The sequence below is a fragment of the [Mycobacterium] manitobense genome (assembly GCF_025821665.1).
Taxonomy (GTDB): domain Bacteria; phylum Actinomycetota; class Actinomycetes; order Mycobacteriales; family Mycobacteriaceae; genus Mycobacterium; species Mycobacterium arseniciresistens.
The window spans coordinates 25,540-32,882 of record NZ_JACKSJ010000069.1 but is presented as its reverse complement, the minus strand read 5'-3'; the positions used below and the strand labels follow the sequence as shown (position 1 = coordinate 32,882).

Below are 7,343 nucleotides of genomic sequence, written 5' to 3'. Positions count from 1 at the left end.
CGGACCGCCGCGGCGGCGCGACGGATCCGCGTTGCCTCGGCGGCCCTGGTGGCGTTGGCCCTGCCGGGTGGCACCCCGCTGCCGCAGCAGTCGGGGGTGCTGGTCGCCGGCGGCGAGCGGCTGCACGCCAAGGCGATCACGCTGTCGTCGCGCAAGTGGGGCCGGCGCGGGAACGTCGAGCTGGTGCGGCTGTCCTACGGCCGGTTCGGCGACGATCTGGCCCGCAGCGCCGGCGACGAGGACCTGCTGGACTGGGCCGCCCAGGATCTCGAGGACGTCTTCGGTATCCGCACCGAGCCGGAGGACAGCCACGTGCACCGCTGGATCGACGCGATGCCGCAGTACGGGCCCGGCCACGGCGCCCTGGTGGCCGAGTTGCGCGCCGGCCTGCCGCGGGGGTTGGCGGTGGCGGGCGGGTACCTCGACGGCATCGGCGTGCCGGCCTGTGTGGCGTCGGCCACCCGGGCGGCGGCCACGCTGCTGGCGCCGTCGGGCGTGGCACGATAGGGCCATGGCCAAGCTCGATTACGACGCCCTCAACGCCATGATCCGGTACTCGATGATCTCGGTGTACGCGGCGACGCCCGGCGCCCTCGGCGAGGACCGCGGGCCGGTGGTCGACGAGACCGCGACGTTCCTCAAGCAGCGCGAGGACGACGGCGTGGTGGTCCGCGGTGTCTACGACGTGGCGGGTCTGCGCGCCGACGCCGACTTCATGGTGTGGACGCACGCCGACAACGTGGAGGCGCTGCAGGCCACGTACTCGGATTTCCGGCGCGCCACCACGCTGGGCCGGGCGAGCACGCCGGTGTGGAGCACCGTGGCGCTGCACCGTCCGGCCGAGTTCAACAAGGGCCACGTGCCCGCGTTCGTGGCCGGTGAGCCCGCGGGTGACTACATCTGCGTCTACCCCTTCGTGCGATCGCTGGACTGGTACGTGCTGCCTGACGAGGAGCGCCGGCGCATGCTGGCCGAGCACGGGATGGCGGCGCGCGGCTACAAGGACGTGCGGGCCAACACCGTCCCGGCGTTCGCACTCGGGGACTACGAGTGGATCCTGGCGTTCGAGGCGCCTGAGCTGCACCGCATCGTCGACCTGATGCGGGATCTGCGCGCCACCGACGCGCGTCGGCACGTCCGCGAGGAGACCCCGTTCTTCACGGGTCCGCGTGTCGGGGTCGAGGAACTCATCGCCCGGCTGCCCTGACCGGCCGCCCGGCGGGTACGCGCTGAAATTTGCTCGTCCCGCATGCGCGGGGACGCGTTGTCGACGCGCGCTCATGCAGGAAATCGACTAACCTCCGTCCTGGCGTGAAGAGCACGCAATTAGGGCACCATGCTGCGGCTTGGCAAAGATCGACCATCGGTCGATGGCGTCGTGAGCGGCTTTGCTAAGATCGACGCTTCGGGTGTGCGCGCGACGAGGGGACCTCCATGCGACTCAGGTCGAGGCGCACCATCGTCGTGGCCACCGCGCTGTGTACGGCCGTCGGCGTATGGACTGTGGCCGGCTGGGGCGGGCCCCGCACCGTCCTGGTGATGAGTGACCTGGCCTTCGTGGTCCTCGGCATGTTCTCCACCGGCTGTGCCGTGCTGGCCGTCCGTGCGACGCGCGGCCGCCAGCGGGCGGCCTGGCTGGCGCTGACGGTGGGCTTGCTCGGCTGGACGGTCGGCGAAGTGTTGTGGAGCTACTACGAGCTCCTCCTCGACCGGTCGCCGTTCCCGTCCATCGCCGATGCGGCCTACCTGGTCTTCCCCGTCGGCGCCGGCCTGGCGTTGTTGCTCTTCCCCGTCGGCCACACCGGCCAGTCCCGAACCCGGTTCCTGCTGGACGGCCTCATCGTCGCCGGATCGTTGTTCGTGGTGTCGTGGGTGGCGGTGCTCCGGCGGGTTTACGAAGCCGGCGGAGAGAGCCTGTTCTCGCTCTCGCTGTCGTTGGCGTACCCGGTGTCGGACCTCGTCGTGCTCACGGTGGCGGTGCTCGTGCTCGGCCGCACCCGGGCAGGGCAACGGCTGCCGCTGGTGCTGGTGGCCGTCGGCGTCGCGTTCATGGCGATCTCCGACAGCGGATTCGCCTACCAGATCGCCGAGGACACGTACTACACCGGCGTCTTCGACCTCGGCTGGCTGGCCGGCCTGCTGATCACCGGCGTCGCCGCACTCGTCGGCCGGGACGCCGCGGTCGAGGACGCGGACGTGCCGCAGATCCCGTCTCGGGCGTCGGCCCTGCTGCCTTACCTGCCACTGCTGATGGCGGCGGTGTTGGGCACCGTCGATTTCCTGCCCCACCTCACCACCGGTCCGGTCGTCCCTGTGGCGCTGAGCCTGGTCCTGGCCGTGTTGCTGCGGCAGTTCGTCGTGGTCACCGAGAACCGGCGGCTGCTGAGCATCGTCGCCGAGCAGGCGCTGCGCGATCCGCTCACCGGGCTGGCCAATTACGCGCTGTTCAACGACCGGCTGACCCACGCGATGCAGCTGCGCCAGCGCGACGACCGGGCGGTGGCCCTGCTGTCGCTCGACCTCAACGACTTCAAGCTGGTCAACGACAGCCTCGGCCACCCCGCCGGCGACGCGTTGCTGATCCGGGTGGCCGAGCGGCTGGTGGGCTGCGTTCGTACCGGTGACACCGTCGCCCGCCTCGGCGGCGACGAGTTCGCGGTGCTGCTCGAGGGCCGGGTCGACCACTCCCACCGCGTCGCGCACCGGGTGGTCGAGGCGTTCGACGAGCCGTTCGTGATCGACGGCCAGCAGCTGCTGATGCGGCCCAGCGTCGGGCTCGCCGTGGCGAGTTTCGAGAGTCAGAACGACGAGCCCGACCAGACCGCCGACATTCTGTTCAAACAGGCCGATCTGGCGATGTACACCGCCAAACGGTCGCGCACCGGTGGGGTGCACGTCTTCAGTAGCGAGATGGCGCTGGTGTATCCCGAGGACGCCGGGTGGAACGCCGGGCCGGGCGGCACGCGGGGCGGGGGAGCCGACGCCGTGCGGCTGCTCGGCGAGCTCCGCCACGCCATCGACCACTACGGCCTGACGCTGGTCTACCAGCCCAAGATCGACCTGCAGACCGGCGAGGTGGTCGGGGCGGAGGCGCTGCTGCGCTGGCCGCACCCCCAGCGCGGGATGCTGTCACCCGACGAGTTCCTGCCGCTGGTCCGAACGCACGGCCTGATGGCGCCCATCACCAGGCTCGTCCTCAACATGGCCCTCGACGACGTGGCCCGCTGGTATCGCGCCGGCCTCGGCGTGCCCGTCGCGATCAACCTGTTCGCGCCCGCGGTGGCCGACGTGAAGCTGCCCGCACGGATCGCCGAGGCGCTCGAACACCGCCGGCTGCCGCCGGACGCGCTCACCGTCGAGATCACCGAGGACCTGCTGCTCGACAACATCGGCCGCACCCGGTCGGTGCTCAACGACCTGCGCGAGCGGGGAATCCGGGTCGCCATCGACGATTTCGGCAGCGGCTACTCGGCACTGAGCTATCTGCGCGAGCTGCCCATCGACGAGGTGAAGCTCGACCGGCGGCTCATCGCACCGGTGACCAGCGACCCGCGGGCGGCTGCCGTGGTGCGTGCGGTGGTGAATCTCACCCATGTGCTCGGCATGGTCACGGTGGCAGAGGGTGTCGAGGACGCCGAGACGGCCGACCTGTTGCGCGAGTACGGCTGCGGGGTGGCCCAAGGTTTTCACTTCAGCCCACCGGTCGACTCCGCGGCGATGCTGGACCTGCTCGCCCGCGGTGTCAGCCCCGCAGCCGCCGCAGCGACATCGGGTTGACGCGGTAGACGTTTCGGAGCAAACGGCCTGATTGCGGCGCCGGCACCGGCATCATGGGTGGATGAGAACCAGGGCATGGGTCGGCGCCACCTTGTTCGTCTCCGCGATGGCGACTGCGCCTGAGGCGCTCGCCCAGGATCCGAGCGGCGAGCAGTGCCCACCGCGCAACGGCCAGACCATCGTGATCACCGCAGGCGACATCGACTGCGTCACGGCGTCGGACTATGCGGCGCAATACCGGCCCGACGGCGACAAGTATCAGGTCATCGCGCCGTTCACCTGCTACTCCGGCACGGCGATGACGGCGCCGCTGCTGTTCCAATGCGTCGCCGACACCGAGGACCGCGCCGAGTTCGCGGTGTACCCCGGGTGATGCCGCCCAGCGGCTACGGGGCCTGCGGCACCAGCCGCAGTGAGATGGAGTTGATGCAGTACCGCTGATCGGTCGGCGTCGGGTAGCCCTCACCTTCGAAGACATGCCCGAGGTGGCTGTGGCAGCTGGCGCAGACCACCTCGACGCGCCGCATACCCATCGAATCGTCGGTCCGCAGGATCACCGCGTCGGAGTCGGCCGGGTCGAAGAACGACGGCCAGCCGCAGTGGGATTCGAACTTCTCGCTGCTGCGGAACAGTTCGGCACCGCAGGCCCGGCACTCGTAGACACCGTCGGTCTTGGTGTCGGTGTACTCGCCGGTGAACGGGCGTTCGGTGCCGGCCCGGCGCAGCACCGCGAACTCCTCGGCGGTGAGCTTGTCGCGCCACTGGTCGTCGGTCAGTTGCACCTTGGGCGTACTCATGGTTTCCAAGTTAGCGCAGCGGACCCCGCCCGTCGGCGCGGCCGCGGGATACCGTGAGGCATGCGGGGGTGGTGGAGTGTGCGGCCCGGTCGCCTGGTGCTCGCGGGCGACCTGACCGGTGCCGGCGACGTCGACATCGGCGTGCATCACCACCCCGCGGTGCAGCTGACGGTCGGGCTCGACGGCCCGCTGACGGTCGTGCTCGGCGACGGCCGGACGGTGCGGTGCCGGGTCGCGGTCATCGCCGGCGGGGTCCGGCATGCGCTGCGGCCGGGCGGGGCGCGGACGGCATTGTCGGCGTACCTCAACCCGGCGGGCCGCACCGGCGCGGCGCTCAACGGCCTCTGCCGCCGCGACGGCGACGGAGGCGTGTGGACGGCCCCGCTCGACGACGACCTGGCTGAGCTGATCGAGGGCGTTCACCGGTCGGACGATCTGCAGGGTGCCGCGGACATCGCGGTGCGCGCGGTGCTGCGCGCTGCGGGCATCGATCCGGCCGATGTCTCGCCGGTGCACCCCGCGCTGAGCCGGGCTGTCGAGCTGGTGTCCGCGGGCATGCCCGACCGGGCCGATCTCGCCGCCGTCGCCCGAGCGGTCGCCGTGTCACCGGACCACCTCGGGAAGCTGTTCCGCAGGCAGACCGGCGTGTCCTTCTCGGCGATGGCCCGGTGGTCGCGGCTGCTGAGCGCGCTGCCTCACCTGGACCGCGGCGCGTCGGTCACCGACGCGGCCCATCTGGCCGGGTTCGCCGACAGCGCCCACGCCCACCGCGTGTGCCGGGAACTCGCGGGCATCTCGCCCAGCCAGGTCGCGCGGCTGCTGGCGGAGAACAGGACGGATCCGTTCAAGCGTGAGTAGCCCTGCCGGGCAGAGACTCATCCCATGCCGGTGATGTCGAAGATCGAGCGGGCGTTCTGCTGCGGGGCGCTGTGGCGCCGCAGCACCGAATCGATCGTGGGCACACTGCAGGTCGACCGGTTGGGTCGCGACGTGCTCGAGATCGGTTCCGGCAGCGGAGCGGTCGCCGCGGCACTACAACAGGCGCTGCCCGGCGCGGCGGTGACGGCCAGTGACCTCGATCCGGTCATGGTGGCCGCCGCGGGCCGCCGCCTGCAGCGGTTCCCGGAGGCGCGGGCGGTGCCAGCCGACGCCACCGCCCTGCCGTTCGGAGACGACGCGTTCGACTCCGTCGTCAGTTGCCTGATGCTGCACCACGTCATCGAGTGGGAGGCCGCGGTCGGTGAGATCGCTCGCGTGCTGCGTCCAGGCGGCATGTTCGTGGGCTACGACCTGGTGCGCACCCCGGCGGCGACGTGGCTGCACCGCCTGGACCGGTCACCCTTCCGGCTGCTGACCCCGCGCGAACTCGGCGACGCCTGCCGGGCCGAGGGGTTGTCGGTGGCGGTGGAACCGCGCTACCGCGGTCAGGCGATGCGCTTCACCGCGACCCGGTGACGTTCCTCAGGCCGGTGCCGCTCGTCAGCTGATCGCCGGCGCCTCGGGTTTCGACGGCGTGCCGGGCACGACCTTTTTCAGCCACGGCGGGTCGATGCCCTCGTCGAGGCGGCCGTCGTCCTTGGCGTCGAGGTAGCGGAAGTACAGCACGGCGAACACCACCACGAGCATCAGCGACCAGCCGTAGGTGATCTTCATGTACTCCAGGAACCGGCCGGTCGTCGGCCAGTGCCCGAGCAGCCAGCGGTCCATCGTCATGAAGCCGTAGACCGCCAGCCACGCCGGCCAGTTGTGCAGCACCGAATTGCGCAGCACCACCGTCATCAGGAACGGGAACAGCATCGTCGAGTAGTAGCCCTGGCCCAGCGACAGCACCAGGAACGACGCGGTCAGCAGTACCCCGGATGACGTGAGCATCCAGAACAGCGGGTCCCGCTCGCGGTAGTAGCGGTACAGCAGGTACAGGCTGGCCGCGGCGATCAGCCCGAAGCCGATGCGCAGCAACAGGATCAGCCACATCGGCAGGCCGTAATAGATGCCGTTGCCGAGGATCGAGGAATTGAAGTAGTCACGGGTGGACAGGAAGTACGGCACGGTGTTGCGCACGAAGTTCATGGGGTCGCTGACCAGCGGCCAGGCCACCGCGTTGGCCAGCAGTGGGACACCGATGGCGGTGACGAACGTGTAGAACTGCCGGTTCAGCAGGGGAATCAGCAGCAGCGGTACCAGCGATGGCTTGACCACTATGGTCAAGCCGATCGCCGCACCCGCCAGCAGTTCGGCGTTGCGCCCGCCCTTGAGCAGGAATCGGAAGAACAGCACACCGCCGAGCAGCATGCAGCCGTTGATGTTGGTGAAGACCAGGGTGTTGGTGACGGATTCGGTGCAGAACATGGCCAGCAGGAGCGCCGGCGCGGCCACCGAGGACAACGTGTAGTCGAAGATCCGAAGCAGAAGGTAGGCGGCGATCAGGAATGCGACGACGTTGACGGTGATGTACCAGTAGCGCGCCGCGTCCACGGGCAGGTAGCCGAACGGCGCCAGCAGCAGGGTGCCGCCCGGCGGGTACAGGTAGTGCGGGTCGACGTGGCCGAAGTTCTCGTTGTAGATGTCCCAGCCCATTTTGAAGTTGACCACTGCGCGGTAGACGGGGCCGAAATCATCGGTGATGTAGCCGTTGGTGCCCAGCACGTAGCTGCGGTGGATGATCGACATGATCGCGAGTGGCCAGAGCGCTGACCGCAGCACGGTCGCGGCGCTCGGCGGCGAGGTGCGGGGCCGGAAGGCGTTCAGGATCGAGGCGGTGAACGGCAC

At 70.0% G+C, this 7,343-nt stretch carries 7 protein-coding genes and 1 pseudogene; 6 read left to right on the top strand and 2 right to left on the bottom strand.

From position 1 onward, the window contains the following. From H7I41_RS09600 to H7I41_RS09585, 4 genes and pseudogenes are all read left to right on the top strand, one after another. Nucleotides 1–507: pseudogene (locus tag H7I41_RS09600) on the top strand (FAD-dependent oxidoreductase); the annotation flags it as partial. Nucleotides 508–511: 4 nt separating this feature from the next. Beyond that, complete coding sequence (hemQ, locus tag H7I41_RS09595) at nucleotides 512–1,207, top strand: hydrogen peroxide-dependent heme synthase (RefSeq protein WP_264012345.1); 696 nt, start codon at nucleotides 512–514, stop codon at nucleotides 1,205–1,207. 227 nt (nucleotides 1,208–1,434) lie between these two features. Continuing rightward, complete coding sequence (locus H7I41_RS09590) at nucleotides 1,435–3,777, top strand: putative bifunctional diguanylate cyclase/phosphodiesterase (RefSeq protein ID WP_264012344.1); 2,343 nt, start codon at nucleotides 1,435–1,437, stop codon at nucleotides 3,775–3,777. Nucleotides 3,778–3,838: 61 nt separating this feature from the next. After that, a complete protein-coding gene (locus H7I41_RS09585; protein WP_264012343.1) occupies nucleotides 3,839–4,150 on the top strand; it encodes a hypothetical protein in 312 nt (103 codons plus the stop codon). A 13-nt stretch (nucleotides 4,151–4,163) separates the two neighbouring features. Here H7I41_RS09585 and msrB read toward each other — a convergent pair whose 3' ends face one another. Next, nucleotides 4,164–4,574, bottom strand: a complete 411-nt coding sequence (gene msrB / locus H7I41_RS09580; RefSeq protein WP_264012342.1) for a peptide-methionine (R)-S-oxide reductase MsrB — start codon at nucleotides 4,572–4,574, stop codon at nucleotides 4,164–4,166. A gap of 78 nt (nucleotides 4,575–4,652) precedes the next feature. On the opposite strand from msrB, the gene H7I41_RS30300 reads away from it, so the two are divergent. Together H7I41_RS30300 and H7I41_RS09570 are read left to right on the top strand one after the other, a co-directional pair. Beyond that, nucleotides 4,653–5,432, top strand: coding sequence for a helix-turn-helix domain-containing protein (locus H7I41_RS30300; RefSeq protein WP_264012341.1), 780 nt, complete (start codon nucleotides 4,653–4,655; stop codon nucleotides 5,430–5,432). Between the two features lie 24 nt (nucleotides 5,433–5,456). Continuing rightward, nucleotides 5,457–6,029, top strand: a complete 573-nt coding sequence (locus H7I41_RS09570) for a class I SAM-dependent methyltransferase (RefSeq protein ID WP_264012340.1) — start codon at nucleotides 5,457–5,459, stop codon at nucleotides 6,027–6,029. Between the two features lie 24 nt (nucleotides 6,030–6,053). Here H7I41_RS09570 and aftC read toward each other — a convergent pair whose 3' ends face one another. Next, on the bottom strand, nucleotides 6,054–7,343 hold the full coding sequence (gene aftC / locus H7I41_RS09565) for an arabinofuranan 3-O-arabinosyltransferase (protein WP_264012339.1): 1,290 nt from the start codon (nucleotides 7,341–7,343) through the stop codon (nucleotides 6,054–6,056).